19 protein-coding genes are annotated in these 25346 nt (G+C 72.2%); 12 read left to right on the plus strand and 7 right to left on the minus strand.

Annotation, left to right across the window (positions count from 1 at the left end; genetic code table 11):
• The first annotated feature begins 74 nt into the window (after positions 1-74).
• Both ACFWAR_RS08355 and ACFWAR_RS08360 read left to right on the plus strand, forming a co-directional pair.
• On the plus strand, positions 75-2858 hold the full coding sequence (locus ACFWAR_RS08355; protein WP_385774387.1) for a DNRLRE domain-containing protein: 2784 nt from the start codon (positions 75-77) through the stop codon (positions 2856-2858).
• 97 nt (positions 2859-2955) lie between these two features.
• Positions 2956-3630: a hypothetical protein gene (locus ACFWAR_RS08360; RefSeq protein WP_385774389.1), complete on the plus strand. Its 675-nt coding sequence runs from the start codon at positions 2956-2958 to the stop codon at positions 3628-3630.
• A 209-nt stretch (positions 3631-3839) separates the two neighbouring features.
• Here the strand turns inward: ACFWAR_RS08360 and ACFWAR_RS08365 are convergent, their stop codons facing one another.
• Both ACFWAR_RS08365 and ACFWAR_RS08370 read right to left on the minus strand, forming a co-directional pair.
• On the minus strand, positions 3840-4964 hold the full coding sequence (locus ACFWAR_RS08365) for a glycosyltransferase (protein ID WP_385774391.1): 1125 nt from the start codon (positions 4962-4964) through the stop codon (positions 3840-3842).
• 10 nt (positions 4965-4974) lie between these two features.
• Positions 4975-5514 (minus strand): WcaF family extracellular polysaccharide biosynthesis acetyltransferase, encoded by a 540-nt coding sequence (locus tag ACFWAR_RS08370; protein ID WP_385774393.1) that lies wholly within the window; start codon positions 5512-5514, stop codon positions 4975-4977.
• A 75-nt stretch (positions 5515-5589) separates the two neighbouring features.
• On the opposite strand from ACFWAR_RS08370, the gene ACFWAR_RS08375 reads away from it, so the two are divergent.
• Entirely contained in the window at positions 5590-7113 is a 1524-nt protein-coding gene (locus ACFWAR_RS08375) for a hypothetical protein (protein ID WP_385774395.1), read from the plus strand.
• A 115-nt stretch (positions 7114-7228) separates the two neighbouring features.
• On the opposite strand, the gene ACFWAR_RS08380 is transcribed toward ACFWAR_RS08375, so the two are convergent.
• Genes ACFWAR_RS08380 through ACFWAR_RS08390 form a run of 3 tightly spaced genes read right to left on the minus strand, consistent with a single transcriptional unit; the run spans position 7229 to position 11420 of the window.
• Positions 7229-8473, minus strand: coding sequence for a hypothetical protein (locus tag ACFWAR_RS08380; protein ID WP_385774397.1), 1245 nt, complete (start codon positions 8471-8473; stop codon positions 7229-7231).
• Complete coding sequence (locus tag ACFWAR_RS08385; protein ID WP_385774399.1) at positions 8470-10218, minus strand: lipopolysaccharide biosynthesis protein; 1749 nt, start codon at positions 10216-10218, stop codon at positions 8470-8472. The genes ACFWAR_RS08380 and ACFWAR_RS08385 overlap by 4 nt, the downstream gene beginning before the upstream one ends.
• Positions 10215-11420 carry a glycosyltransferase family 4 protein gene (locus ACFWAR_RS08390; protein WP_385774438.1) on the minus strand — a complete coding sequence of 402 codons (1206 nt, stop codon included), beginning with the start codon at positions 11418-11420 and terminating at the stop codon, positions 10215-10217. Before ACFWAR_RS08390 ends, ACFWAR_RS08385 begins: the two co-directional genes overlap by 4 nt.
• A 172-nt stretch (positions 11421-11592) precedes the next feature.
• Between ACFWAR_RS08390 and ACFWAR_RS08395 the strand changes: the two genes are divergently transcribed.
• Positions 11593-12072, plus strand: coding sequence for an adenylyltransferase/cytidyltransferase family protein (locus tag ACFWAR_RS08395; protein ID WP_385774401.1), 480 nt, complete (start codon positions 11593-11595; stop codon positions 12070-12072).
• On the opposite strand, the gene ACFWAR_RS08400 is transcribed toward ACFWAR_RS08395, so the two are convergent.
• Positions 12053-12775 (minus strand): CDP-alcohol phosphatidyltransferase family protein, encoded by a 723-nt coding sequence (locus ACFWAR_RS08400; protein WP_385774403.1) that lies wholly within the window; start codon positions 12773-12775, stop codon positions 12053-12055. The two genes, ACFWAR_RS08395 and ACFWAR_RS08400, sit on opposite strands and share 20 nt — an antisense overlap.
• Before the next feature lie 178 nt (positions 12776-12953).
• Positions 12954-15272 carry a glycogen debranching protein GlgX gene (glgX, locus tag ACFWAR_RS08405; RefSeq protein WP_385774405.1) on the minus strand — a complete coding sequence of 773 codons (2319 nt, stop codon included), beginning with the start codon at positions 15270-15272 and terminating at the stop codon, positions 12954-12956.
• A gap of 155 nt (positions 15273-15427) precedes the next feature.
• On the opposite strand from glgX, the gene ACFWAR_RS08410 reads away from it, so the two are divergent.
• The 8 genes from ACFWAR_RS08410 to ACFWAR_RS08445 all read left to right on the plus strand — a co-directional run bounded on the left by ACFWAR_RS08410 (position 15428) and on the right by ACFWAR_RS08445 (position 25294).
• Positions 15428-16657, plus strand: a complete 1230-nt coding sequence (locus ACFWAR_RS08410) for an Ig-like domain-containing protein (RefSeq protein WP_385774407.1) — start codon at positions 15428-15430, stop codon at positions 16655-16657.
• 155 nt (positions 16658-16812) lie between these two features.
• Entirely contained in the window at positions 16813-18993 is a 2181-nt protein-coding gene (locus ACFWAR_RS08415; protein WP_385774409.1) for a choice-of-anchor A family protein, read from the plus strand.
• Between the two features lie 141 nt (positions 18994-19134).
• Entirely contained in the window at positions 19135-19863 is a 729-nt protein-coding gene (locus ACFWAR_RS08420) for a L,D-transpeptidase family protein (protein ID WP_385774411.1), read from the plus strand.
• Between the two features lie 158 nt (positions 19864-20021).
• Positions 20022-21257, plus strand: a complete 1236-nt coding sequence (locus ACFWAR_RS08425; RefSeq protein ID WP_385774413.1) for an Ig-like domain-containing protein — start codon at positions 20022-20024, stop codon at positions 21255-21257.
• A gap of 108 nt (positions 21258-21365) precedes the next feature.
• Positions 21366-22133: an enoyl-CoA hydratase/isomerase family protein gene (locus ACFWAR_RS08430; RefSeq protein WP_385774415.1), complete on the plus strand. Its 768-nt coding sequence runs from the start codon at positions 21366-21368 to the stop codon at positions 22131-22133.
• Positions 22134-22416: 283 nt separating this feature from the next.
• Positions 22417-22920, plus strand: coding sequence for an ATP-binding protein (locus tag ACFWAR_RS08435; protein WP_385774417.1), 504 nt, complete (start codon positions 22417-22419; stop codon positions 22918-22920).
• A 404-nt stretch (positions 22921-23324) separates the two neighbouring features.
• The gene (locus tag ACFWAR_RS08440; RefSeq protein ID WP_385774419.1) at positions 23325-24110 is read left to right on the plus strand and encodes a polysaccharide deacetylase family protein; all 786 of its coding nucleotides are present in this window, start codon (positions 23325-23327) and stop codon (positions 24108-24110) included.
• Positions 24107-25294 carry a YncE family protein gene (locus ACFWAR_RS08445; RefSeq protein ID WP_385774421.1) on the plus strand — a complete coding sequence of 396 codons (1188 nt, stop codon included), beginning with the start codon at positions 24107-24109 and terminating at the stop codon, positions 25292-25294. Before ACFWAR_RS08440 ends, ACFWAR_RS08445 begins: the two co-directional genes overlap by 4 nt.
• The last annotated feature ends 52 nt before the right edge of the window (positions 25295-25346 follow it).

Raw genomic sequence — 25346 nt, forward strand, 5'->3', positions numbered from 1 at the left:
TAGTCTGCGCCAGTACATATGGCTGTTCGGATAGTTTCAGCCAATTGAAACCGGGCTATTGCCCTGGGGGGCTCATGCGTAGATCCAGAGGGCTGACTGCTGCCCTCGCCCTGTCACTGGTCGGTGCCGGCGCCGGATTGGGTCTGGTGCTCATGCCCCAGGCCTCCGCCATCACTCCGCCCGTGGCCTTCACCGCCGACGACCTGCCGACCTGGCAGCCGAACGGCATCGTCTTCGCGATGGCGCAGACGAACGGGACCGTCTTCGCCGGTGGCACCTTCTCGACGGTCCGCCCGCCGGACAACGCCGGCAGCGGTTCCGAGCAGGAAGCGGTCAACTTCGTCGCGCTCGACGCCGCGACGGGCAACCCGACCGACTGCAAGCTCAGCTTCACCGTGGGCGACGGCACCGCCACCGTGCGCGCCCTCACCGTCTCCAAGGACGGCAAGACCCTGTACGCGGGCGGCTACTTCGGCGCCGTGAACGGCACCCCGGTCGCCAGCCTCGCCGCGATCGACATCGCCACCTGCGCGCCCAAGGCCGCTTTCCACCCGAGCTTCCCCGCCACCGTGCGCGCGCTCGCCGTCACCGACGACACCCTGTACGTCGGCGGCGACTTCAACACCGTCGAGGGCCAGACCCGCGGGCGGTTCGCCGCGGTCGACGCGACCTCCGGTGCCCTCAAGCCCTTCGTCGCCGACGCCGACGAGCCGGGCCGCGCCATCGCGGTCACCCCGGACGGCAAGAACGTGATCCTGGGCGGCGACTTCTTCGACATCAACGGCAAGAGCACGCACGCGCTGGCCGTGGTGAACGCGACCACCGGCGCGCTCACCAAGACCTACAGCAACATCCCGAGCAACTCCGTCGTCAAGACGATCGCCACCGACGACAACGGCGGCTTCTACACCGGCAACGAGGGCTCCGGCGGCGGCGTCTTCGACGGTCGCATCGGCCTCAACCTCAGCGACTTCAACGAGAAGTGGCGCGACCGCTGCCTCGGCGCGACCCAGTCCGTGCTGCCGTACGACGGAGTGCTCTACAGCTCCTCGCACGCGCACGACTGCTCGCTGGTCAACGAGTGGCCCGACGGCAAGCGCAACTTCCTGCTGGCCCAGCCGACGAACTACACCGGCGCCGCGCCCGCACCCGTGGACGGCTTCGTCGCCAGCCCGCGCAAGCTCGGCTGGCACCCCACCGCCAACGACGGCATCGGCGAGGGCATCGGCCCGCGCGTCATGGCCGTGTCGGAGAAGAGCGACGTCAAGTACCTGTGGGTCGGCGGTGAGTTCACCCTCATCAACGGCAACCCGCAGCAGGGCCTGACCCGTTTCGCCTCCACCGGTGACGTCGGCGCCCCGACCACCCCGGTCGCCAGCGCCGCGAGCGTCAAGCCCGGTGAGGCCCAGGTCCGTTGGCGCACCAGCTACGACCAGGACGACAGCAAGCTGGCCTACCGCATCTACCGCAACGGCTCGGCGAACCCGATCGCCTCGGTGGTCGCGGACTCCGTCGAGTGGGAGCGCCCGCAGGCCTCCTGGGTCGACACCACGGTCAAGCCCGGCCAGTCCTACACCTACCGGGTGACCGCGAGCGACGCGGCGGGCAACACCAGCGCCCTGTCGGCGAACGTCTCCGTCACGGTCCCGACCTCGGTCCAGACCTACCCGAACCAGGTCCGCGCGGACGGCGCCAACCTGTACTGGCGCTACGACGACACCGTCAGCCCGTACGTCGCCGACTCCTCCAACGGCGGCAACACCAGCGGCATCCAGCTGAACGCCCCGGCCCTGCGCCAGAGCCCCGGCGCGATCTCCGGCACCAGCACGGCCATGGGCTTCAACGGCACCAGCCAGCAGGTGTACAGCGACCACCGCCAGACGGTGGGCAGCTCGTACTCCATCGAGACGTGGTTCAAGACCAACACCACGCGCGGCGGCAAGCTGGTCGGCTTCGGCAACAACACCGACCGCTCCAGCTCGTCGAACGACAAGCAGATCTACATGACGAACACCGGTCGCCTGATGTTCGGCACCTACAACGGCTCGCCGCGCACCATCTCCACCGGTCTGTTCGACACGTACAACGACAACAAGTGGCACCACGTGGTCGCGACCCAGGGTCCCGGCGGCATGGCGCTCTACGTCGACGGCCAGAACAAGGGCACGCTGAACGTCACCAACTTCACGCCCTACACCGGCTACTGGCACGTCGGTGGCGACAACCTCGCCAACTGGCCGTCCCGCCCGACGAGCAACTTCTTCTCGGGCCAGATCGACGAGACGGCCGTCTACCCGAACGTCCTCACCCAGGCCCAGGTCAAGAACCACTTCGACCTGGCGAAGGCGCCGACCGACACCGTGTCCAAGGTCTCCGCGAACGAGGACACCTACATCAACCAGGGCGCCCCGAGCACCGCGTACGGCACCTCGTCGTCGCTCGCCGTGCGCGGCACCTCGGCCTACGAGACGTACCTGCGCTTCAACCTCCCCGCCGCTCCGGCCGGTCAGGTCCTGAAGGCCGCGTCGCTCCAGGTCAAGACCAGCACCCAGGCGAACGCCGGGACGACCGACACCATCAACGTCGTCCCGATCACCGGAACCTGGAACGGCACGGACACCACCTTCAACACCAAGCCCGCCCTGGGCGCCACCCCGCTCGGCTCCCTCGCCGGCGTCCCGGACGGCTCCGCCATCCAGAACGTCGAGCTGGACACCACCGCGGTCACCGCGGTGCTGGGCGGCAGCTACAGCATGGCCCTGACCAGCACGGGCACCGACCCGCTCTGGATCTGGTCCAGCGAGTCGACCGCCGCGGACGCCGTTCCGCAGCTCGTGCTCACCTTCGGCCCGAAGTAGCCCCGGCCGGATGAAGAGGGGTACGGGGCCCGGCACACCGCCGGGCCCCGTACCCGTATCCACAGCCCGCACCACCCAGCACCACGGGAGTCCCCTGATGTACCGACGCTCCGCAGCGGCCGCGGTCCTGCTGACCGCCGCCCTGACGCTGACCGCCTGCGGTTCGGACGCCAAGCCCGAGGCCGCGGGAACGGCCAAGCCGAAGCCCCCGGCCTCCTCGGGGGTCCCGGACCCGGCGGACGCCCAGCCCACGGCCAGCGCGCCGCCCGCGGCGAAGCCGACCGGGCCGGTGCTGCCGGACGCGAAGCTCACCCCGGCGACGGGCAGCTTCACGGCCCAGGAGAAGAAGTACCTGAGCGGGCGCGTGCCGGAGAAGATGGACCCGGCCGCGGTGCTCCAGACCGGGCAGGAGGCGTGCCAGCGGGTGCAGCGGACCGCGAAGCACGACAAGGACGCGGCGGTCGGCTCCATCATCGCGGGGGAGATCCCCACGGCGAAGGACGCGATCCCGGCCCTGTGCCCGGACCAGCAGCCGGTGCTCACCGCGGCGCAGAAGGGCTTCCCGGACGGTACGCGTACCGACCTGGCGGCGGGTTCGTACCGGGCGCTGACCCAGAGCACCTCGTGCACCTGGCAGGCGAAGGGCAAGGACGGGGCCGTCCTGGCCTCCAGCCCGATGACGCTCCCCGCGGGAGCCAAGATCGTGGCCGAGGTCCCCTCCGGCACCGCGGAATTCGTCTCCACGGGCTGCTACGCCTGGATCCCGGCCTAGCCCGCGCCTCGCCATTTCAGCCCGCCCGGCGTTTGAGGGCCCGCCGGAGGCGACACCCGGCCCGGTGGGCCTAGCTGTGCCTCCGGCGGGGCCGCAAACGCCGGCGGGGCGTGAGGTGGCCCGGCGGGGCCGCAATCCAGCCCGCCCGGCGATTGAGGGCCCGCCGGAGGCCAGGCGGGCCGCACGGCGCTCGTATCGCCGGCGCCAGGTCAGGCGCGGGACAGGGCTCCGGCGTAGACGGACAGGACCGTGTCCAGGACGCCGTCCATCGAGAAGGACTCCGCGGCCAGCTTGCGCGCGGCCAGCGACGCGGCCCCGTTCACCTGCGGATCCAGCAGCTCCAGGACGGCCTCGGCCACCCCCTCCGGCCCCGGCTCCACGGCCCGCCCGGCCCCCGCCGCCACGACGTCCCGCGCCAGCCCGTTCGAGTGGGTCACCACCACCGGTACGCCCACGGACAGCGCCTCCAGCACCGACATCGGGAACGGCTCGTCCACCGACGGCAGCACGTACACGTGCGCCCGACGCAGCTCCTCCAGCACCTGATCGCTGCTCAGCGCCCCGGGAATCGTCATGCTCCCGTCCAGCCGCATCGTCATCATCCGGTGGAACACGGCCCCGTACTCGCCCTCGTTCGGCCCCGCGACCACGTAGCGCGCGTCCGGCACCTCCCGGGCGACCAGCGACATCGCGTTCACGAAGTCCACCGGACGCTTGCGCTCCTGCAGCCGCGCCGAGTAGAGGATCCGCGGCGGCCCCGACAGCGCGGGCCGCGCCTCCTGCTCCGGTACGCCGTTCACCAGCCGCACGGTGTTGTCCAGCCCGGCCCCGCCGACGACCGCGTCCAGGGCCTCCCGCTCGTGCGGGGTCAGGTACAGCACCGCGTCCGCCCCGCGCAGCAGCCGCCGTACCGCCACCGCGTCCAGGACCTTCGCCAGCAGCTTCCCGCTCGGGTCGACCATGCCGTGGGTCTGGAGCACCAGCGGCTTACCGGCGCGCAGCGCGGCCAGCGCGATCGGCAGGGTCACCAGGTCCCGGGCCAGGTGCACGTGGACCACGTCCGCCCCCCGGACCAGCCGCCCGGCCGCGGCCAGCAGCGCGGGCGAGGTCATCCCGCTGAAGCCCAGCGGCAGCAACCGCTTCGCCGGGTACAGCGCGGCCGGTACGCCCTCGACATCGGTGGGCCAGGGGTCCGGGAACCCCTCGCCGAGCGCCAGCAGCGAGGCCTCGTGCCCGCGCGCCCGCAGCCCCTTGGCGAGGTTGAGCGCGACCCGTACCGGACCGCCGAAGGCGTGCGTGGGGGAGTGCAGGGTGACGGCGTGCAGAACTCTCACCGGCGGGGCCTCACTTCGGTTCGTCGACCGGGCGGCGCGTGCCGTCCGCGGTCTGCAGGGTCAGCTCCGGCAGGTCCTTGTGCACGACGGCGCCCGCGCCCGCCACGGCGCAGCGGCCCACGGTCACCCCGGCCAGCACGGTCGCCCGTACGGCCACCCACGCGCCGTCCTCGACGGTGATCGGGGCGTTGCGGTACCGGAAGTCGGCCGCCCGGTGGTCGTGCGAACCGGTGCACAGCATGGCCTCCTGCGAGACGCACGCGTGCGCGCCGATCGCGATCGGCTCCAGGTTCAGCAGCCAGGCGCCCTCGCCGATCCAGGTGTGGTCGCCGATCGTGAGCTTCCACGGCCACAGCACCCGCACCTTGTGCCGGATCAGCACGCCCTCGCCGATCTCCGCGCCGAAGGCGCGCAGCAGCGCGACCCGCAGCCGGGCCGGACAGAACCACGCCATGAACACCGTGTTCATCACGGCGAACCAGAGCGCCTGCGTCAGCAGACCGCGCCCCTTGTCGTAACCGGCCAGTGTGAAGGCCGGGAGATTGCGCACCGAAGTACCCCCCACTCCATCCCCGTCGGGTCAGACTAGACTGCGCGCGGACCAGGCACGGGGGGCGGGGGCACAATGGCGACGGACGTGAGCGGACCGGTGTCCGCACCCCCGAGGACGGCGGCCGCCGAGCACCCGCGGGACGCGGACCGGCGCTGGGGGAAGGTCACCACCCCGCGCACGCTGCTCTCCCGCGCCCTGTCCGTTCCGCTCGCCCTCGGCTTCAGCGTCTTCCTGCCGCTGTTCGTGGCCTCGCAGTCCGGCGCGGGCGCCCGGGACGCCGCGTTCTGGCTCCAGTTGGCCCTCACCGTGTACGCCGGTGCCCGGCTCTCCGCCATGGTCCTCACCAGCCGCCGCAAGCTGCTCCAGGGCTCCTTCTGGCTCTTCGTCTACATGGCGATGGGCGTCGCCCCGCTCGCCCAGGCCGTCCTCGGCCAGGTTCCGACGCCCGTGGTCGGCCCGCGCTCGGACCTCACCGTGGCGATCGGCCTGGTGCTGCTCGGCTGCACCGCCTTCGACGTCGGGGTGCTGCTGGCCCGGCACCGGCCCGCGGGGCGCGCGGGCGGTTCGCAGCGCGAGCCGCGGCCCGTGATGACGCACCACCGGCGGCTCCAACTGCTCACCCTGCTGGCCTTCCTGGGCAGCGCGGCGCTGATCGTGAAGCTGGGCGGCCCGGCCGTGTTCTTCAGCAGCCGCCAGGAGATCATCGCGGGCATCCAGGAGGCGGGGGTCTCCACCGACGGGCAGGCGGGCCAGGCCTTCCTGCGCGGCTTCGGGACCGTACCGGCGCTGCTCGCGCTGCTCTGCTACACCCGCTGGCTGGTCACCTCGGTGCACGCCCGCCGCAGGCCCTCCGTGATCGCGGTGTGGGGCGCGCTGGCGGTGCTCAACATCATCGTCAACAACCCGATCTCCAACCCGCGGTACTGGTTCCTGACGGTCATGTTCTCGCTGCTCTTCACGGTCTTCCCGGTCAGTGCGGCGATGTACCGGGCGGCGCTGTCGATGGCCGTGGTGGTCGCGCTGCTCGTCTTCCCCTTCGCGGACCGCTTCCGGTACGACGAGAAGAACTACAAGCCGGTCGAGACGACCTCGTTCCTGGAGCCGATGGCGCTCAAGGACTACGACCAGATCGGCATGTTCGCGAACACGATCACCTTCTCGAACTCCGGTCCCGGCCACTTCTACGGGCGCCAGCTGGCCGGGTCGATCTTCTTCGCCGTGCCGCGCTCGGTGTGGCCGGGCAAGCCGCGGGACACCGGGGTGATGGTCGGCCAGTGGATGGGCACGGTCAACACCAACCTGTCCTCGCCGATCTGGGCCGAGCTGTGGCTCGACTTCGGGCCGCTGGGGATGGGGGCCGGGCTGCTGGGAATGGGGTACGCCGCCGCCCGTGTGGACCGGCGGTACGCGAAGCGGGCCGTGCGGAGCACGCCGCCGGGGAGCCTGATCTCGATCGTGGTCCCGCTGGTCGCGGGCTACTCCTTCATCCTGCTCCGCGGCCCGCTCCTCCAGGCCTCGGGCCGCGTCGCGATCGCCGGCATGTGCCTGGCCCTGATCGCCACCTACCGCACGGACCGCTCCACCACCCTCCGCTGACCCGGGCCGTTTCAGCCCCGCCGGCGTTTGAGGCGCCCCCGGAGGGTCCACGGCGTGCGCTCGGCGGTGGTCCGTTGGTGGGGCGGTCTCCGCCGGTGGGGCCTCCGGCGGGCCCTCAAACGCCGGGCGGGCTGGAGGTGGCCGGTGCAGGGGTGGTGGTGGGGGTCGGGGTCGGGGGGGAGAGGCGGGCCACGCGGGTCCAGGCGGCCGCGGCCTTGAGGGTCGAGCCGGCCGCCAGGCCCCAGGCGGCGCCCTGCGCCCCCCACAGGACGTAGCCCGCGAGCAGCAGCACCACGGAGACCACCGAGAAGACCACCTGCACGGCGAGCGTCGCCTTGGGCGCGAGCACCCGCAGCGTCAGCAGGGCGCAGGTCCCCAGCCCCATCGCCGCGTACTGCGCCCCGGTCGCCGGGAGCAGCGCCGCCGCCGCCCCCCAGGTGTCGCCGAGCAGCTGGCGGCCCAGCCGGTCGGGCAGCAGGTACAGCGCGGTCGCCCAGCCGGCGCCCAGTACCGCCAGGACCAGGCCGAGCGCGGCCGTCGTACGGACCACCGCCCGCTTGCCCCCGCGCCGCCCCAGCATCGGCGGCCCGAAGGCGTTGGCGGAGTTGAACAGCACGTTCAGCGGCCCGAAGAGGGTGGTCGCACCCCGCAGCGCACCCACCGCGAGCGGGGTCGCGAAGACACCGAGCCCGAGCACGGCGAGCTGGCTGGAGCCGTTGCCCACCGCGAACTCGACCACGAACCGCTGCCCGAGGTGCCCCCGGCGCAGGTACGGCCGCAGGTCGGCGCGCACGCCCCGGACGTACGGACGCAGCAGGAACAGCCCGAGCGCGAGCGCGGGCAGCGCCGAGACCCCCCACACGAGCACCAGCCGACCGGGGGAGGCCCCCGACGGCTGGAGCAGCAGCGCGGCCACCACGCACACCAGGCGCAGCGCGTCCGCGGCCAGCGCCCGTTCGGGCGTGCGCAGGGCCGAGAAGCAGTACCGCAGCCCGTCCTGGACCAGGACCAGCGGCAACACCGCCCCGAGCGCGAGGAACGCCCCGCCCGCCGGCCCCGGCAGGCCGAGGCCGACGAGGGCCAGCACGGCCCCCACCAGCACCGAGGCGGAGCCGGTGAAGGCCACCGCCGAGCGGCAGACCACGGCCCGCCGCGCCCCGTGCTCCAGGACCACGCTCTGGCCGACGTACGCCATGTTCAGGCCGAGCAGCACGCTGAAGGTCACGTAGACCATCGAGAACGCGGCGAAGCCGGAGACCGAGGACAGCCGCGCGGCCAGCACCAGGACCAGGATGTTGGTGGCGCTGGACGCGGCCTGGTCCAGGACCGAGGAGAGGGCGGCGAGGCCGCGCCGGCTCATCTGCGTCCCGTGCGGACCGTGCGCAGCGCGACCGTGTCGCTGCCGTCGCCGGGGACCTGCTGGTCCGGCTCGGGCAGGTCGGCGGCGATCGCGGGAGGGGCCGCGGGGGCGGGCGCGGCGGCCGCGGCCTTCTTCGACTTCTTCGTCAGCGACGCGGACCGGCCGCGCTTCTCCCCCGGCAGCGGTCCGTGCAGGACCGCGCCCAGTACGGTGCCCCCCGCGCCGCTGATCAGTTCGCGGATCCGGGACAGGTCGGTGCGGTGCACGGCACGCGGGTCGCAGACCACCAGGACGCCGTCGACCCGGTCGACGAGGGCGAGCGCGTCGGCGTAGGAGAGCACCGGCGGGGCCAGCACGACCACGGTGGAGTTGGGGGAGTCGGCCTCGGAGATCAACCGGGTCGCGCGCGGCGAGGTGAGCGCGCGGGCGACGTTGCGCGCCCGCTCGCCGGGGATCAGGTCGAAGGCGCCCGACTCCCCGGCGTCCACGACGAGCTGGCGCCCGTCGGGCCAGTCGGAGTCACCGTGCCCGGGCTGGCCGTCCTGGGACGGGCCGCCCGGCAGCTGGCTCCACCGGGGTCGCCCGCCCGCGTCGGTCGGCAGCTGGCTGGCGAGCAGCGGCGTCCGCAGGTCCGCCTCGATGAGGAGCACGTCCTTGCCGGTCTCGGCGAAGGAGGCGGCGAGGTTCACGGCCACCGCGGCGGCCGTCTCGCTGCTGCCGCGCGGGGCGACCACGAGCAGCCGCCGACGGTCGGCGAAGCGGGAGTCGTAGGCGAGCCGGAAGGCCACCGACCGGTACTCCTCCGCGAGCCGCGGATCGGCCTCGCCGGCGGCGAGCAGCGGGCCGCCGCCCGTCTTGTCGCGGGGCAGGGTGCCGAGCACGGGCGCGCGCAGGGCGCGCGAGACGTCGCCGTCGGAGCGCGGGGAGGGGTCGAAGACCAGGCGGACCCAGGCGGCCAGCAGGCCGAGCGCGAGGCCGACGGCGGCGCCGAGCGCGAGCGACATGACGATGCCGGGGCCGTCGGGCTGCGTGGGCACGGTGGCCGCGCTGGTGACCCGGCCCGGGGTCATGTCGAGCGCGTCGAGCTTGGCGATGTTCCCGTTGAGCTGGCCCACCTTGCTCTGCAGGTCGGTCCGGGAGGAGTACGCGGCGTCGCGCGCGCTGCCGGCGGGCATCTGGGCGATCTGCTTGACCAGGTCGTCGAGCTGCTTGGCCACCGGGTCGCGCTGGTCCTTGTAGCTCTTGACCATGGCGTCGCGGGTGACGTCGAGGGCGTCGCGCCGCTTGAGCAGGTACGCCTCGGTCATCGCGTTGGCGCGCTTGGCGGCCTGCGCGGGCGAGCCGGAGGTGTAGGTGAAGCGCAGCACCATGGTCTGGGGCGGGTTGGTGACCTGGAGCCCGGAGCGCAGCGCGGCGAGGCCGGAGGCGTCGATGCCGAGCTTCTTCGCGGCCTCGCCCGCGATGGAACTGCTGAGCGCGACCTGCCGTTCGGAGCCGATGTTGATCGCCTTGTCGGGGGCGATGCTCGGGTTGAACGGGTCGTCGGTGGGCGTGCGCAGCACCACGTCGGCGGTGGCGACGTAGGTGTCGGACGTCGATATGCCGAGGTACACACCGCCCAGCAGGCCGATCCCGATGCCCGCGCCGATGAGCCTGCGGTAGCGGGTCAGCTGGCGGAACTGGTCCCTGAGGAGGTCGGGTTCGTCCTCGACCGGGACCGCTGCCGGACGGTTCGTCTCGATCACGGCCGGGGACCCCCAAGTGCTTCGTCCATCAGTGCGTCGATGCGGGCGAGGCCCGCCGCACGGCTCAGGTGAGCCGCCACGTGGCGCGGACCGGCCGCGCCGAGCGCGTCCGCTCCGTGCGGATCCTCGGCCAGCGCGCGCACGGCCTCCAGCAGCGCGCCCGGGTCCTCCGGGGCGACGAGCACGCCGGCGCCCGAGCGCTCCACCTCCTGGGCGGTGCCGCCCTCCGCGGCCACCGAGGCGACGACGGGTCGGCCGGCTGCGAAGTAGGAGGTGAGCTTGGACGGCACGCTCATGTCGAGGACGGCCGCGTGCTGCGTCACCGTCAGCACGTCCGCCGCCGCGAGGATATCGGGGAACTCGCCGTCGGCGGCAGGGGGGATGATGTCCAGGTTCGGCACGTCCGCCGACAGACCGGCCAGGGCGCCGCGCTGGCTGCCGTCGCCCATGAGGACGAAGCGGACGCGCGGGTCCAGGCGGGCCGCGCCGACGAGGACTTCGAGGCCCTGCTTGAGGCCCATGTTCCCGGAGTGCAGCACGACGGTCTGGCCCGGGGCCCAGCCCAGGTGGCGGCGGGTCTCGGCGCGCGGCTTGGTGGGCGCGGGCACGTGCGACCAGTTGGGGACCAGGCGGATCTTCCTCGGGTCCACGCCCATGCCCACGACCCGGTCCACGAAGGTCTCGTGGATGACGCCGACCAGCGTGGCCCGCTTGAGGGCGTACGCCTCGGCGCGGGCGGCGATCACGGCCGCCTTGTCGCCGCCGCTGATCCCGCTCTGCGCGGCGGCGGCGCCCATCAGGTCCTGGACGACGGGGACGAAGGGGACCTTCCAGCGCGCCGCGAGGCGGGCCGCGAGCACGCCGCCGGCCAGGCTGGGCATCTGGGCGAGGATCGCGTCCGGCTTCGGCATCCGCGGCGGGGCCACGGCGCCGTGAAGCAGAATCGATCCTTCAAAAAGGGCGCGCTTGACGGCGGTCTGCCGGGCGGGGACGGTGTGCGCACGCCGGTGCACGGTCACTCCGGAGCGCTCCTCGGTGCGCCGCAACGCCCCCTTGTACTCCGGTTCGAGGGACCAGGAGGGGTAGTGGGGCATGCCCGTGAAGACATGGGCGTCGTGGCCGGAATTCGCCCAATGTTCCGCTATTTGTGTGGCGTACGGGCCTATGCCCGCGTGCTCGGGAGCGTAATTGGTGGAAACCAGCAGCAGGCGCCGGTGACCGGATATGGACACTGAACGTTCCCTTCCCCCCACGTTGATGCGCTGCACACCCTAATCGTTCACCCGCACGGCGGAGGACGTGCACGCTATTGTCTGCTAATCCGCCGCGCCGGGGGGTGCGGCTCCTGGGGGGTAACAGATGACGGAGCTGGACATGTCCGGACTTGGCGCGCCCGCGCGCAGGCCGTATCGGGTCGGCTACGCGCCGGGCGCCTACGACCTGTTCCACATCGGGCACCTCAACATCCTGCGGCACGCCCGTAGTCAGTGCGACTACCTGGTCGCAGGAGTGGTCTCCGACGAGATGGCGGAACTGGCCAAGGGGCGCCGCCCGATGATCCCGCTCGTCGAGCGGCTGGAAATCGTCCGCAGCGTCAAGTACGTCGACGCCGCCTTCGTGGAGACGGTTCCGGACAAGGTCGAGACCTGGAAGCAGGTCCGCTTCGACGTGATCTTCAAGGGCGACGACTGGCGCGGCACGCCCAAGGGGCAGCGCCTGGAACAGGACTTCGCCGCCGTCGGTGTGGACGTCGTCTACTTCCCCTACACCGTGCACACGTCCAGCACCCAGCTGCGCCGGGCCCTGGACGCGCTGGCCGCCCCGGCGGCCCCGCTCAGCGCCGAACTGCGCTGAGCTCGCGGAACCACTTCGCGAGGAACGCCAGCAGGAACAGCGCGGCCACCGCGCCGAGAACCGTGTACGCCCACCGGAACAGCTCCCCGCCGCCCAGCAGCAGGAACACCAGGCAGAACACGCCGTAGTCCACCGGCAGCAGCGCGATCGCCCGCACGGTGGAGGGCGCGGCGGCGGGGCTCCCCGGAGCGGGCCGGGGCTTGAGCTTCTCGGTCAGCAGCCCGCCGAAGAAGGTCACCACCGCCGCGAACTGGAAGCCGAGCGGTACCAGGAGCCACCCGTCCCCGGTGGTCCCGTACGCCTCGGGGAAGCGGTAGAAGGCGATCAGCACGCAGGTGTGCAGCGCGGTCAGCTTCGCGCAGTCCACCACGTGGTCGAGCCACTCGCCCGCCGCGCTGCCGCCTCCGCGCAGCCGCGCGAGCTGCCCGTCCGCCGAGTCGAAGGCGAAGCCGACGGCCAGCGCCGCCCACACCGCGATCCCGAGCGCCCACGACGGCTCGCTCAGCGCCACCACCGCCACGGCGGCGAAGCTGAAGGCGGCGCTGATCAGCGTCACCTGGTTCGGGCCGAGTCCCACCCCGTACGCGCCCGCGGCCAGGTACCGGCCGGCCGGACGGTTCACGTAGCGCGAGTACAGGGACACCCCCTTCGCCGACTTCTGCGCCCCGCGCAACTCCCGCAGCGCGGTCCCCACACTCGCCATCCGCACACAGCCCCTTCGACCTCACGATGCCCCGACGCCCCCGTTGGCACGCGTGCGCAGGGGCACGCGTGTACGACGGCACATCATCGCAGGGAGATCCGCGGCGCCCGCCGCCGTCGGCCGAAACGAGCGGCCGGGCCGCCCCCGGCCACCGCGCGCCCCCGGCCACCGCGCGCCCTCAGGAGACCACCCGCAGCAGCACCACCGACCGCGCCGGGACCGTCATCGAGCGGCCGCCCCGGTGCCGCACCCCCGGAGCCGCCTCCTGGTCCTCCCGCGAGGTGTCCAGCACCACCTCGTACTCCGCGGCCCAGGGCGCCCCCGGCAGCGTCCACGACACCGGCCGGTCCCCGGCGTGCAGCAGCGCCAGGAAGCTGTCGTCCGTCACCGGCCGCCCCCGCTCGTCGCGCCCGGGGATGTCCCGCCCGGACAGGTACAGGCCCAGCGCCGCCGTCGGCGCGTACCAGTCCCGCTCGGTCATCTCGGCGCCGTCCGGGGCGAACCACGCCAGGTCCCGCAGCCCGTCCGCGCCCTCGGCCCGCCCCGAGAAGAACGCCCGGCGGCGCAGCACCGGATGGGCCCGGCGCAGCCGCACCAGCCGGGCGGTCAGCGCGAACAGCTCCCGCCAGGCCGGGTCCTCCAGCAGCGACCAGTCCACCCAGCCCGTCTCGTTGTCCTGGCAGTACGCGTTGTTGTTGCCGCCCTGGGTCCGGCCGAACTCGTCGCCCGCCACCAGCATCGGCACGCCCGTCGACAACAGCAGCGTGGTCAGCAGGTTGCGCAGCTGGCGGCGGCGCAGCGCCGCGATCCGCGGGTCCGTGCCCTCGGGCGGCTCCCCCTCCACGCCGCCGTTCCACGACCGGTTGTCATTGGTCCCGTCGCGGCCCCCCTCGCCGTTCGCCTCGTTGTGCTTGCGCTCGTAGGAGACCAGGTCGCGCAGGGTGAAGCCGTCGTGCGCGGTCACGAAGTTCACCGAGGCGTACGGGCGCCGCCCGCCCCACGCGTAGAGGTCGCTGGACCCCGACAACCGGTAGCCCAGGTCCCGCACGTCGGGCAGCGCGCCCCGCCAGAAGTCGCGGACCGCGTCCCGGTAGCGGTCGTTCCACTCGGTCCACAGCGGCGGGAACGCGCCCACCTGGTAGCCCCCCGACCCCACGTCCCACGGCTCCGCGATCAGCTTGACCCGCCGCAGCACCGGGTCCTGCGCGATCACCGCCAGGAACGGCGAGAGCATGTCCACGTCGTGCATGGAGCGGGCCAGCGCGGCCGCCAGGTCGAAGCGGAAGCCGTCCACCCCCATCTCCGTCACCCAGTACCGCAGCGAGTCGGTGATCAGCCGCAGCACGTGCGGGCGCCCGGCGTGCAGGGTGTTGCCGCAGCCGGTGTAGTCGGCGTAGCGCCGCTGGTCGTTCTGCAGCCGGTAGTAGCCCCGGTTGTCGATCCCGCGCAGCGACAGGGTCGGCCCCAGCTCGCCCGCCTCCGCGGTGTGGTTGTAGACCACGTCGAGGATCACCTCGATCCCCGCCGCGTGCAGCGCCCGGACCATCCGCTTGAACTCGCCGACCTGCTGGCCGGTGGTGCCCGAGGCGGAGTACCCGGCGTGCGGGGCGAAGTAGCCGACCGAGTTGTAGCCCCAGTAGTTGCGCAGCCCCCGGCGCAGCAGGTGGTCCTCGTGCGCGAACTGGTGCACCGGCAGCAGCTCCACCGCCGTCACCCCGAGCCCGGTCAGGTGCTCGATCGCCGCCGGATGGGCCAGCCCCGCGTAGGTGCCGCGCAGCTCCTCGGGGACGCCGGGGTGGCGCATGGTGAAACCGCGCACGTGCAGCTCGTAGATGACGGAGTCGGCCCAGGGCGTCTTCGGACGCACGTCGTCCGCCCAGTCGTCGTCGTCGTGCACCACCACCCCCTTCGGCACGAAGGGCGCCGAGTCCCGGTCGTCGCGCACGGTGTCGGCGATGTACTGCTGCGGCCAGTCCCGCACGTGCCCGTACACCTCCGGGGGCAGCGTGAAGTCCCCGTCCACGGCGCGTGCGTACGGATCCAGCAGCAGCTTCGCCGGGTTGTGGCGGGCCCCCGTCCACGGGTCCCACCGGCCGTGCACCCGGAAGCCGTACCGTTGCCCCGGGCGTACGCCCGGCACGAATCCGTGCCAGATCTCGTGCGTGAGCTCCGTCAACGCGCACCGGGTCTCGGCGCCGCCCTCGTCGAAGAGGCACAGCTCCACCGCCTCCGCCCCCTGCGCCCAGAGCGCGAAGTTGGTGCCCCGGGCGCCGTCCGGGCCGACCCGGAAGCGGGCCCCCAGGGGGTGCGAGGAGCCCGGCCACACGCTCGGTCCCGGCCGGGCGCCGGTCCGTACCGGATCCGCGAGCACCTCGCCGACCGGGCCGCTGACCTGGCCGTTGCCGTACCCGGTGCCCCGGCCGCCCCGCCGGGCGTCGGTCCTGCCCGGGGCGTGCGGAACGGATTCCACCGCCTCGTCCTCGGCTGCGCTCGTCACTGCCCGCCTCCACGGCTCCTGGGTACCTGCGGGGGAGGGAAGGGGGCTCCGGCGTCCCGGCCGGGGCCCCGCCCCCTCTGGTCCTTCCCACTGTTCTGCCCGGAACCTGGGCCGCACTCACGTTTCCCCTGGACGGCACGGTCGTTGGACGCACCGTGAGACATGTGAAGAGGCGGGCACGGGCGGCAGTCGCCGCCATGGCGGCGTGGGCGGGCCTGATGGGCACACTGGCCGGATGCACCGAGGGCGGCGGGTCCCCGGTGGAGATCCAGCTCCCCGGGAAGGCCAGGTCGCCGCAGGAGGCCATCCGGGTCACCCCCGAGGACAACGCCAAGGGCGTACCGGCCGAGGGGCCACTGACCGTGCACGTGCCCGAGGGCCGCCTGGAGCGGGTCGTGGTCACCAAGGTGGAGGACGCCACGGAGGAGCAGGTACCGGGATCGATCGACCCCGACGGCCTGAGCTGGCACCCCGACGCGGCGGCCGGACGGCTCGCGCTCGCCGCCAAGTACACGGTGGACGCCGTCGCGGTCGACGGCCACAACCGCCGCCAGGCCCGGCACACCACCTTCACCACCTACGTCCCCGAGGAGCGGTTCATCGGCTACTTCAAGCCCGAGAACCGCTCCACCGTCGGCACCGGGATGATCGTCTCCTTCAACTTCAACCTGCCGATCAAGAACCGCGCCGAAGTCGAGCGGGCCATCACCATCACCTCCGAACCGGCCGTGGAGGTCACCGGCCACTGGTTCGGCAGCGAGCGGATCGACTTCCGGCCCAAGGAGTACTGGAAGCCCGGGACCGAGGTCACCGTGGACATGAAGCTCCGCGACGTCGAGGGGGCGCCCGGTTCGTACGGGGTGCAGAGCAAGACCGTCCGCTTCACCGTCGGGCGCCGGCAGGTCTCCACCGTCGACGCGGCCGCCCACACCATGGAGGTCCGCCGCGACGGCCAGCTGCTCTCCACCATCCCGATCAGCGCCGGGGCGCCCAAGAACACCACCTACAACGGCAAGATGGTGGTCAGCGAGATGTTCGACGTGACCCGGATGAACGGCCAGACGGTGGGCTTCGGCGGCGAGTACGACATCCCCGACGTCCCGCACGCCATGCGGCTCACCGCCTCCGGCACCTTCCTGCACGGGAACTACTGGGCCAGCCCCGACACCTTCGGCGCCACGAACACCAGCCACGGCTGCATCGGCCTGCGCGACAACAAGGGCGGCGGCTCGGACACCCCGGCGGGCTGGTTCTTCGACCGGACGCTGGTCGGCGACGTGGTCGAGATCGTGAACTCCCAGGACAAGACCGTCGCGGCGGACAACGGCCTCGGCGGCTGGAACCTCTCCTGGCCGGACTGGGTCGCGGGCTCCGCACTCGGCTGAACCCCGACGACCGGCACGGTCCGATCGAGTGATTGTCGGACCGGAATGTCGTAGTGGGGAGTGTCGGTCCGTCCGGCTCGCCGGAGCCGCCGTCCAGCCTGTCAGCGCACACAGCGGCGACAGCGGTGACCGCGGCAGGCAACGGACGGAGCGTCATGTCAGCAAGGAAGTGGACCCTCGGGGTCGCGATCGGGGCCGTACTGGCCACCGGTGCGCCCACGGCCCTGGCGGCGGGCCCCGGTGGCTCCGGCGGCTCCGCCGGCGAGCGCCCGGCGGCGGCAGCGGTGCGCGCCCCGCTGCCCGGCGGGCTCGGTCCCTGCGTACCGGGGGACTGCCCCGACCCGTACCCGCAGATCGGGTTCGACGGCGTCCCCAAGGGCCGCGACAACGGCATCAACATCTTCGTCGGCGGCGACTTCCTGGTCCGTGAGCGCGCCGCCGAGGCCGAGGGCCGGGTCGTCGTGCTCGGCAGCTTCGACCAGGACAAGGTCGCCGGGGCCAGCGCCGCCTACAACATCGGCATCGTCGGCGCCGGTTCCCTCGTCCCGCCGCCCGTCGGCGCGGACTTCCTCACCACCGGCAGGAACGTGAACATCGCCACCGGTGAGCGACTGATCTCCGACGGCGGCGTGGTCCGGCACGCGGGCACCGCCCCCGGCGCCGGCGTCGTCACCGGCCCGCTGGTCCACGACGTGAACGCCGCGGCCCCCTACACCCCGCTCCGCGACCGGCTCACCGCCGCCAGCACCTGCTACGCGCACCCCGGCGGACAGCGCCGCCCGGCCACCGGAACGGTCACCAACGAGTTCGGCACCGTCACCTTCACCGGCGACAACACCTCGCCGCTCCAGGTCTTCGACGTGGACGCCGACCTGGTCGGGCGCAACAACGGCCAGGTCACCATCGCCTTCGCCCGGATCCCGGCGCGCGCCACGATCCTGGTCAACGTCTACGGCGCGACCCGGACCGTCAACGTCTCCAACGGCACCATCAACGACACCGGCCCGGGCGCCGACGCGTGGAACGCCCTGCGCAGCCGGCTGCTGTGGAACTTCCCTGACGCCACCACGGTGCGGCTGAACGGCACCGGCCAGTTCCAGGGCAGCGTGCTGGTCGGCCCGCAGGCCTCGGGCACCGAGGTCACCCTGCCCGGCATGAACGGCCGCTTCTTCACCACCGGCAACCTCACCCACACCGGCATCCAGGGCGGGGGCGGCGGCCAGGAGTTCCACGCCTACCCCTTCAACGGCGACCTGCCGGACTGCGGCGCGCCCCCGGTGGTCGACGGGAAGACCTCCGTCGTCAAGCACGACGCGCAGGGCGCGGCCCTGGCCGGTGCGAAGTTCGAGCTGTGGCACGAGACCAACGGCCGGGCGGGCGCGCAGTTCACCGGCCCGGACGCGGACACCAAGGTCAAGGACTGCACGACCACGGCCACCGGCGTGTGCGACTTCACCGGCCCGCTCGGCACGTACTACTGGCGCGAGACGGCCGCCCCGAGCGGCTACCTGCTGCCCGCGAACCCGGTTCACACGGTCCGGCTGACCGCGCAGAACGCCGAGGAGGGCGTCCGCGTCGTCGCGGTCAACGAGAAGGAAGTGGTGCCGCCCGCCACCGCCAAGGTGGTGCTGTGGAAGACCGACAAGGACACCGGCGTACCGCTGCGCGGCGCGCGGTTCGAGCTGTGGAAGGAGTCCAACGGCACGCGGGGGCTCCAGACCACGGCGTCCGGCGGCACCGGCCCCGACACCAAGCTCCCCGGTGACTGCGTCACCGACGCGCAGGGCAGCTGCACCGTCGAGCTGCCGATCGACGCCACGTACTACTGGCGCGAGACCGGCACCCCCGAGGGGTACGAGCGGCCCGCCAACCCGGTGACCGAGTTCGCCCTCGACGAGGGGGACGTCAAGGACGGCATCGTCCTCAACGTCCCGAACCGGAAGAAGCCCGAGGACCCCAAGGGCAAGATCAAGGTCCTGAAGGTGGACAAGAAGACCCAGCGGCCGCTGCGCGGCGCGGTGTTCGAGGTCTGGAAGGAGACCAACAACACCAAGGGCCTCCAGCGGCGCGGCATCAACGCCGACACGTTGGTCTCGCAGGGCTGCGCCACCGACCGGGCCGGCGTCTGCGAGTTCCCGAACCTCTCCGACGGCTACTACTACCTCGTCGAGACGGACGTCCCCGACGGATACGTGCTCCCGAAGAACCGGGTGACCGGACCGCTGCACCTGGACGAGCGGACCCCGAACCACGTCTACGTCCAGCGCCTCGCCAACGAGCGCGACCACCACGGCAAGGGCAAGGGCGGCCGCGAGCCGAACGGCCCGCGCGGCTGAACCGCCGCGGGGGCCGAAGGCCTCCCGGGTGCGCCGGTGGGGTGACCTCGTCACCGCATCGGCGCACCCGCGCGCGCCGGGAGGGCCGGGGCCGGTTTAGCTGGCAGCGGCGGCCCGGCCGGCGGGCGCGAGGAGGCGGGCATGGCGACTGGCGCGATACGCGGAGCGGCCGCACTGGCCGCGGTACTGGCCCTGGGCGTCCCGACCCGGCCCCCGGAGCCGCAGCGGCCCCCGGACCCGGCGACGTCCGCGGCGCCCCGGTCCGCGCCGGCGGCTCCCTGCACCTCCCGCACCGGCCCCTACCAGCGCGAGCTGGAGGCGTACCTGAAGCGTCCGGTCGACGGGGTGCAGAGCCCGGCGGACTGCGCCGCGGTGCGGACCTTCCAGCAGGCCCAGGGGCTGCGGCCCGCCGACGGGTACGCCGACCTCGGGACCTACCGCACGATGATCGCCGTACAGGCGCGCCCCGACCCCAACGCGGGCGGGCTCTGCCCGGTCCGCCCGCACCGGGTCACCTGCGTGGACATGGACCGCCAGCTCCTGTGGGTGCAGCGCGACGCCAAGGTCGTCTTCGCCCCGGTCCCCATCCGGACCGGCCGCGACACCCAGGAGACCCGACCCGGCTGGCACGAGGTGTACTGGCGGGACGAGGACCACTACTCCTCCCTCTACGACAACTCCCCCATGCCGTACTCGCAGTTCTTCGACGAGGGCCAGGCCATCCACGGCCACCGCGGGAACCTGTACGACTACGGCGGATCGGCCGGGTGCGTGAACCTCACCGTTCCCGACGCGGCCCGGCTGTGGGACCTGCTGACCGAGGGGGACGCCGTCTACGTCTGGGGCACCAAGCCCGGCACGGACGACTGAACGGCCCACCCGCGCGGCCCACCCGCGCGTTCCCCCCTGTTCACAGGCTCTTGGGACGGAACGGTGACACACCCGTTTCCGTTCGTGATCCCCCCGTGTGATTCCATTTCGCCATGCGCGCGATTGCCCGCGCGCGGGGGACATGGGGGAGAACAAGAGTGAACCTGCAGCCGATCCGCGGCCGCTTCCGCACGGGGCTGCCGGCCCTGCTGCTCGGAGCGGCCCTGCTGCTCACCACCGGGTGCAGCGGCGGGTCGCCCGACGCCAAGGTGGGTGGCGGGGACAACGGCAAGGGCGGAGCCGTCGCGAACGGCAAGACGGGTACCGAGGCCTCCCAGGCGACGGTCACCATCAAGCCCGACGACGGCGCCAAGGAGGTCGCGACGAGCGGCATCCTGAAGATATCCAGCACCGGCGGCAAGCTCACCACGGTGACGGTCGCCGATACGAAGGGCAACGCGGTCGAGGGCAAGCTGGGCGGCGACGGCGCCAGCTGGGAGCCCGCCCGCAACCTCGCCTCCGCCACCGAGTACAAGGTGCACGCGGTGGCCAAGGACGGCTCCGGTCGCGAGTCCGCGAAGGACATCACCTTCACCACGCTCACCCCGACGAACACCTTCGTCGGCCACTACGTGCCCGAGGACGGCGACACCGTCGGTGTGGGCATGCCGGTGTCGATCAACTTCAGCCGCGGGATCACCAACCCGCAGGCCGTGGAGAAGGCGATCACCGTGACCGCCGAGCCCGCGGTCCCGGTCGAGGGCCACTGGTTCGGCAACGACCGGCTCGACTTCCGCCCCGAGAAGTACTGGGCGGCGGGCACCAAGGTCACCGTCAAGATCGCCCTGGACGGCGTCGAGGGCCGCCCCGGCGTCTACGGCAAGCAGACCCGCACCGTGACCTTCAAGGTCGGCCGCTCCCAGGTGAGCACCGTGGACGCGGCGGCCCACACCATGCAGGTGGTCCGTGACAACGCCGTCCTCAAGGACGTCCCGATCACCGCGGGCGGCGCGCCCAACACCACGTACAACGGGCAGATGGTCATCAGCGAGAAGTACAAGGTGACGCGGATGAACGGCGCCACCGTCGGCTTCGGCGGCGAGTACGACATCTCCGACGTCCCGCACGCGATGCGGCTGTCGAACTCCGGCACCTTCGTCCACGGCAACTACTGGGCCTCCTCCGACACCTTCGGCTCGGAGAACGTCAGCCACGGCTGCGTGGGCCTGCGCGACGCCCGCGGCGCCGGTGACGACGACATGCCCGGCGCCTGGTTCTTCAACGAGTCGCTGATCGGCGACGTGGTGGTCGTGAAGAACTCCAAGGACAAGGACATCGCCCCGGACAACGGTCTCAACGGCTGGAACATGCCCTGGGCGGACTGGATCAAGTAGCCCTCGCGCAGCTCGCGAGCTGGCGCGCCGCGCAGGACTCCGGGTGGCCCGGTGCTGTGACCCACAGCACCGGGCCACTCCCGGTTAACCCCCGCTAACCTTCCCCGTATGACCATCACCCTCGAAGTCTCGGCAGGCGTCGGCACCATCCGCCTGGACCGTCCGCCCATGAACGCCCTGGACATCGCCACCCAGGACCGCCTGCGCGAGCTGGCGGTGGAGGCGACGGACCGGTCCGACGTGCGCGCGGTGATCCTCTACGGCGGCGAGAAGGTCTTCGCGGCGGGCGCCGACATCAAGGAGATGCAGCGGATGGACCACGCGGGCATGGTCGCCCGCTCCCGCCCCCTGCAGGACGCCTTCACCGCCGTCGCGCGGATCCCCAAGCCCGTCGTCGCGGCCGTCACCGGCTACGCCCTGGGCGGCGGCTGCGAGCTGGCCCTCTGCGCGGACTACCGGATCGCCGCCGCCGACGCCAAGCTCGGCCAGCCCGAGATCCTGCTCGGCCTGATCCCCGGCGCGGGCGGCACCCAGCGGCTGTCCCGGCTGATCGGCCCCTCCAAGGCCAAGGACCTGATCTTCACCGGGCGCATGGTCAAGGCCGAAGAGGCCCTGGCCCTGGGCCTGGTGGACCGCGTGGTGCCCGCGGCCGAGGTGTACGAGCAGGCGCACGCCTGGGCCGCGAAGCTCGCCCAGGGGCCGGCGCTCGCCCTGCGCGCGGCCAAGGAGTGCGTGGACGCGGGCCTGGAGGCGGACATCGACACCGGGCTGGCCATCGAACGCAACTGGTTCGCGGGCCTGTTCGCGACCGAGGACCGCGAGCGCGGCATGCGCAGCTTCGTCGAAGAGGGCCCGGGCAAGGCGAAGTTCCTCTGAGTTCCGCTGGGTTCCTCTGATGTTTCTCTGGGCGCACGGGCGTCGTCCGCGGGGGTCCTCCCTGCGGGTGGATTAGCCAGGGCTTAAGGGAACCTTAAAGAATCGTGGAGATCCACTGTGGGTGATGATCTCGCAGCGGTGAGTCATCGCAGGTGAGGGGGGTGTAACGGCCCTCTGATTGCCTTCGGCATATGACAGGACGCCCCCCGGAATGAAGCATTCCGAGGGGGCGTTTTCGCGCGGAACCGCTCCGTGGGGCAGCTTCGCCCTTCATGATGGGTGCATGGCGGGCCTGGAGGGTGTGGAACAGCCGCGGCAGCGCAGCAGCGCTTCCGCCGTGCGACCGACGGCGGCTCTGGAGGACGAACAGGGCCTGAAAGCAGTGGAGTTGTACGGCAGTCCGGCCGAGGGCGAGGTGACCCTGCCCTCGCTCCCCGAGTCCGCGGCGATCGCCCGCCGCCTCACCCAGTGCGTGGCGGCCCGGCTGTGGGGGCTGTCCCCGCAGACCGCCGAGCACGCCGTCCTGCTCGTCTCCGAACTGGTCGGCAACGCCGTCCGGCACACCGGCGCCCGTTCCTTCGGGCTGCGCATGCTGCGCCGCCGCGGCTGGATCCGGATCGAGGTGCGCGATCCCTCGCGCGGCCTGCCCTGCCTGATGCCGGTCCACGAGATGGACACCACCGGTCGCGGCCTGTTCCTGGTCGACAAGCTCTCGGACCGCTGGGGCGCCGACCTCTTACCCCGGGGCAAGACCACCTGGTTCGAGATGCGCGTGTCCGACCGCTGAGCCGCACGGTCCGCCCCCATGACCGGCCCCCGCAACGCAGAAGCCCCCTGTCGCCGTAGTGCGGCGCTTCGGGGGCTTCATGAGTGAGCCGAGGATCGAAGGGGGTGTGATCCTCGGCCGGCGACTTCGCTCGGGTCAATGGGGAAGCCGTGGTTCCGACTATGGCAGATGAGGGCCCGAATGCCAAAAGTCCCAAGTCGGGCATAAGTGTGCATATCCTAAGACTTTCCACCTAAATCCTAGGTGAGGTGGGCCACTCACCTCGCAATCAGTGAATAAGTATTGACCGCTCCGCGTAAATCGTTGATCAAATAGTGGACAGCCTGCCGGCCGACCCGCTTGTACCAACGTCCCGAATTGGGTCAATCATTACCTTCGGGGCCAACCACCCCTTAAATGGGCAGGTGCTCTGCTATCCAGACCGCCGTACGGCCCTGCGCGCCGGAGCGGCGGTCGCCGCCGGGGCCCTCACCGCCGCCTGCGGGACGGGCCGCTCCGCCGCCCCGCCCGCGGCCCCGCCCCCCGCCACCCGACGGGCCGCCGCGCCCGCTCGGGCCCCCGCCCCCGCCCCCCGCCGCTTCGCCGGGCAGCCCGTCGAGATCGGCCACGGAGCCCGGGACAGCCCCAAGGTGGCGCTCACCTTCCATGGGAACGGGGAGCCCGCCATCGCCCGCGCGGTCCTCGCCGAGGCCGAGAAGGCCGGGGCGCGGGTGACCGTACTCGCCATCGGCGCCTGGCTCGACGCCCACCCGGAGATGGCGCGCCGGATCCTGGACGGAGGTCACGAACTCGGCAACCACACCCAGCGCCACCTCGCGATCAACACCCTGCCCGAGGCGGAGGCCTACGCCGAGATCACCGGGTGCGCCGACCGCCTCAAGCGGCTCACCGGGTCCATCGGCACCTGGTTCCGCCCCTCCCAGACCCAGTACGCCAGTCCGCTGGTGCGCACCCTCGCCGGGCGGGCGGGCTACCCGCACGTCCTCTCCTACGACGTGGACTCCCTCGACTTCACCTCACCCGGCGCCGCGGCCGTCATCCGCAACGTCACCGGGCCGATCCTCGGCGGATCGGTGGTGAGCCTGCACTTCGGCTACGCGGACACGGTCGACGCGCTGCCGCCCCTCCTCGAAGACCTCGCGCGCCGCAAACTGCGCGCGGTGACCACCACGGAGCTGCTGACCTCATGACGACCAACCGCCTTCCCCGGAAGGCCACCGTGCTGCTCGCCGGACTGGTCCTCGCCGCCCTCGCCGGCTGCGGAGCGGCCGACAAGGGCACGCCCGAGGCGCTCGGCTCCGGCGGGCCCGCCAAGCCCGTGAAGGCCGTTCCGGCCGCGCCCCCGGGGCTGGCCGGAATGCCGCCCCTGCTCGCACCCGACGACGTGTACGCGGCCGACCGGCCGAACAAGCTCTCGCCCGTGGTCAAGAACTTCCCGTCCCGGGTCTACGTGCCGAACACCAGCTCCAACACGGTGTCCGTCATCGACCCGGCGACGTACAAGGTGATCGAGACCATCCCGGTCGGCATCCAGCCGCAGCACGTCGTGCCCTCCTGGGACATGAAGACCCTGTGGGTGAACAACAACCGGGGCCACACGCTCACCCCGATCGACCCCGCCACCGGCGAGGCGGGCAAGCCCGTCGAGGTGCACGACCCCTACAACCTGTACTTCACGCCGAACGGCAAGTACGCCATCGTCATGGCCTCCATGGACAAGGAGCTGGTCTTCCGCGACCCGCACACCATGGACCGCGTGAAAACCGTCCCGGTGACCTGTTTCGGCGTCAATCACGCCGACTTCTCCGCGGACGGCCGGTACTTCATCGTCTCCTGCGAGTTCTCCGGCGAACTCCTCAAGGTCGACACCGAGAAGATGGAGGTCATCGGGCAGCAGAAACTGCCTTTCGAGGGAGCGATGCCGCAGGACGTCAAGGTCTCCCCGGACGGAAAGACCTTCTACGTCGCGGACATGATGGCGCACGGCATGTGGGTGCTCAGCGGCGACGCCTTCGACACCCCCAAGCTGCTGCCCACCGGAAAGGGTTGCCACGGTCTGTACGTGAGCCGTGACTCCCGGGAGATGTACGTCTCCAACCGCGGCGAAGGCAGCATCTCCGTCTTCGACTTCAAGCAGAACCGGCTGACCAAGAAGTGGGACCTGCCCGACGGCGGCAGCCCCGACATGGGCGGCGTCTCCGCGGACGGCAAGGTGCTGTGGCTCTCGGGCCGCTACAACTCCGAGGTCTACGCGATCGACACCACCAACGGCGAGCAGCTCGCCCGCATCCCCGTGGGCAGCGGCCCGCACGGCCTCGCCGTCTACCCGCAGCCCGGCCGCTACTCGCTCGGCCACACCGGCATCTTCCGCTGACGCGCCCGCACGTGACGGTGCCCCGGAGGTCCGCCGACCTCCGGGGCACCGT

This window comes from Streptomyces sp. NPDC059917 (assembly GCF_042730635.1).
Lineage (GTDB): Bacteria > Actinomycetota > Actinomycetes > Streptomycetales > Streptomycetaceae > Streptomyces.

Bases quoted from the DNA above. Each gene is read 5' to 3' on its own strand.
- ACFWAR_RS08355 (WP_385774387.1), top strand. From the start codon at position 75: ATGCGTAGATCCAGAGGGCTGACTGCTGCCCTCGCCCTGTCACTGGTC.
- ACFWAR_RS08360 (WP_385774389.1), top strand. From the start codon at position 2,956: ATGTACCGACGCTCCGCAGCGGCCGCGGTCCTGCTGACCGCCGCCCTG.
- ACFWAR_RS08375 (WP_385774395.1), top strand. From the start codon at position 5,590: ATGGCGACGGACGTGAGCGGACCGGTGTCCGCACCCCCGAGGACGGCG.
- ACFWAR_RS08380 (WP_385774397.1), bottom strand. From the start codon at position 8,473: ATGAGCCGGCGCGGCCTCGCCGCCCTCTCCTCGGTCCTGGACCAGGCC.
- ACFWAR_RS08395 (WP_385774401.1), top strand. From the start codon at position 11,593: ATGTCCGGACTTGGCGCGCCCGCGCGCAGGCCGTATCGGGTCGGCTAC.
- ACFWAR_RS08400 (WP_385774403.1), bottom strand. From the start codon at position 12,775: ATGGCGAGTGTGGGGACCGCGCTGCGGGAGTTGCGCGGGGCGCAGAAG.
- ACFWAR_RS08415 (WP_385774409.1), top strand. From the start codon at position 16,813: ATGTCAGCAAGGAAGTGGACCCTCGGGGTCGCGATCGGGGCCGTACTG.
- ACFWAR_RS08420 (WP_385774411.1), top strand. From the start codon at position 19,135: ATGGCGACTGGCGCGATACGCGGAGCGGCCGCACTGGCCGCGGTACTG.
- ACFWAR_RS08430 (WP_385774415.1), top strand. From the start codon at position 21,366: ATGACCATCACCCTCGAAGTCTCGGCAGGCGTCGGCACCATCCGCCTG.
- ACFWAR_RS08435 (WP_385774417.1), top strand. From the start codon at position 22,417: ATGGCGGGCCTGGAGGGTGTGGAACAGCCGCGGCAGCGCAGCAGCGCT.
- ACFWAR_RS08445 (WP_385774421.1), top strand. From the start codon at position 24,107: ATGACGACCAACCGCCTTCCCCGGAAGGCCACCGTGCTGCTCGCCGGA.